This is a genomic window from Pseudomonas sp. P5_B2 (assembly GCF_056400445.1).
Genome location: NZ_JBFULH010000625.1, coordinates 1 through 2,301, shown reverse-complemented (window position 1 = coordinate 2,301; position 2,301 = coordinate 1). Strand labels below are relative to the sequence as shown.

At 52.5% G+C, this 2,301-nt stretch carries 3 protein-coding genes; all 3 read left to right on the top strand.

The genetic code is table 11. The features are described from left to right. Positions 1–466: MFS transporter (locus AC1DRJ_RS24870; protein WP_477804497.1), on the top strand; the 466-nt coding region annotated here is incomplete at its 5' end. Between the two features lie 78 nt (positions 467–544). Further along, on the top strand, positions 545–1,816 hold the full coding sequence (locus AC1DRJ_RS24865; RefSeq protein WP_477804496.1) for an AAA family ATPase: 1,272 nt from the start codon (positions 545–547) through the stop codon (positions 1,814–1,816). Next, positions 1,813–2,301 (top strand): retron system putative HNH endonuclease (locus AC1DRJ_RS24860; RefSeq protein ID WP_477804495.1); only part of this gene is annotated, 489 nt, incomplete at its 3' end. The genes AC1DRJ_RS24865 and AC1DRJ_RS24860, both read left to right, overlap by 4 nt.

Here is a 2,301-nt window from a genome sequence, read left to right as displayed (position 1 = left end):
GTATCACATGGAGCAAGCCTTCGTCGGACTGCTCTCGGTGGTGTATCTGTCTGGGATCTACAGCTCGGCGAAAATCGGTTCGCTGGCTGACAAGCTGGGTCGACGCAAAGTGCTTTGGGCGACGATTGTGCTGATGCTCGCCGGCCTTGCCCTGACCATGTTCACGCCGCTGCCGGTGGTGATCATCGGCATGCTGATCTTTACCTTTGGCTTCTTTGCCGCGCACTCCGTGGCGAGCAGCTGGATCGGCCGCCGCGCGATCAAGGCCAAGGGGCAGGCGTCATCGTTGTATCTGTTCAGCTATTACACCGGGTCGAGTATTGCGGGGACGGCGGGTGGGGTGTTCTGGCACTTGGGTGGATGGAACGGGATTGGGCTGTTCATTGGTGCGTTGCTGGTGATTGCGCTGTTGGTAGCGTTGAAGCTGGCGAAGTTGCCGCCGTTGCCAGGCACCGCACAGGTTTAGCCACAACTGCGACCTAGCGGTAATCGCGAGCCAAGGTACACTGACGACATTCGCCAGTCTTGGTAAAGGGAAGCCAGAATGCGCCTGGACCGTCTCCACATTCAGAATTTTCGTTGCTACGAAGATGCCACTTTCGACTTCCAGCCGGGTTTCAATCTGGTGGTGGGGGTTAATGGGAGCGGGAAGACATCGTTGTTGCAGGCGGTGGCTGTTTCGTTCATCGAATATGCGAGCACCATAAAACTGCAATCCATCGCCTTGGCCCTGGAAGACGTGCGCTTTGTCATAAACAAATTTGAAGGCCGTAGCCGAATCGAACGGATGTTCCCGCTTCGGCTGGAAGCACAGGGGGAAATACTAGGAGTCAAGAAATGGGAAACCACTCATGCGAGCGAGTATTTCCCGCCCCTCGTAAATGATGAGTTGGGGCTTACGACAGACAAAGAGTTCGTAAAATTCGATCTTGGCGAAAGTATCGAGTTACCAGTTCTCGTTTTTTACCGATCCAATCGTCAGTGGATAGGCGCAAATGTTTCAGCCGAGTTTGCCGCACAACAAAGAATCTCTCGCCTGGACGGATACACGAACTGGTTTGATGCAGTTACCGATTTAAAAGACTTCGAAAGCTGGCTCATCGGTAAGACACTTGAGCGAATGCAAAACTTGTTGGACGCAAAATCAGCACTGCCCCCATTCGATGACGAACTGGCGTGGGTCAATCAAGCAATTGAGATAGCGCTGCCAAAAACCAAAAACCTTCGCTACGACCTTAGACTTCAAAGCTTATTGATCGATGTTGAAGGAGAAAAAACCATTCCCTTCGACAGTCTCAGTGACGGCCAACGAGGCATGGTCGCGCTCTTTGCCGACATCGCCCGCCGTATGTGCATCCTCAATCCCCACATGGGTAAGGACGTACTGAAAAATACCTCAGGCGTAGTCATCATCGACGAGCTGGATATTCATCTTCACCCGGCATGGCAGCGCTCCATCGTACCGGCGCTGAAGCAGGCATTCCCCAAAGTCCAATTCATAGCGGCCAGCCACTCTCCTCAAATCATCGGCAGCCTGAGACCTGAAGAAGTCATTGTCTTGAATAACGGCGATGCGTCTCACCCACGTGTCACCTACGGCCTGGACTCCAGTAGCGTACTTGAGGAGGTTATGGACGTTGCGCAACGCGAGCCCGAGATTGAAAAACTGCTCTCCGAGCTGTTTTCAACTCTTGAAGACAACGACCTCAAAAAAGCAAAGTCGCAACTTGAAGCACTGAAGAAAAAAGCCCCAGACCTTCCAGAGTTTGCTGGTGCCGAAGCGTTGATCAGGCGCAAGGAGATCCTCGGCAAATGAAGCGAGTGCTCAAAGGAACTGAACCCGCTTCATTTACAGAATGGAAAAGCTCGGCAAATGATGAGTGGACGCCCACTTATCCAACGCTGCAAAACCCGCAAAAACGGAACCTTCACAACTGCTTGTTGATTGAGCAAGGATTTTTCTGCTGCTACTGCGGAAGAGAAATAGGGGCTTCCAACAGCCATATCGAGCACTTCAGACCGCAAGAGCATTTCGAAGAACTGGCATTGGAGTACCAGAACCTCCATGCCTCGTGCATTCGTGAAACTGAGCCGGGTAATCCACTGCACTGCGGCCATCGCAAGGGCAACTGGTTTGATGAGGCTCAGCACATCTCTCCAATGGACGAGCAATGTGAACTGCGCTTCCGATACCTGAGAAACGGCGAAATCCAGCAAAAAGAGTCTGAAGACCTGCCAGCAATGAAAATGATTGAAGTGCTGGCACTAGACATCGCCTACCTCAACAACCGTCGTCAGAGC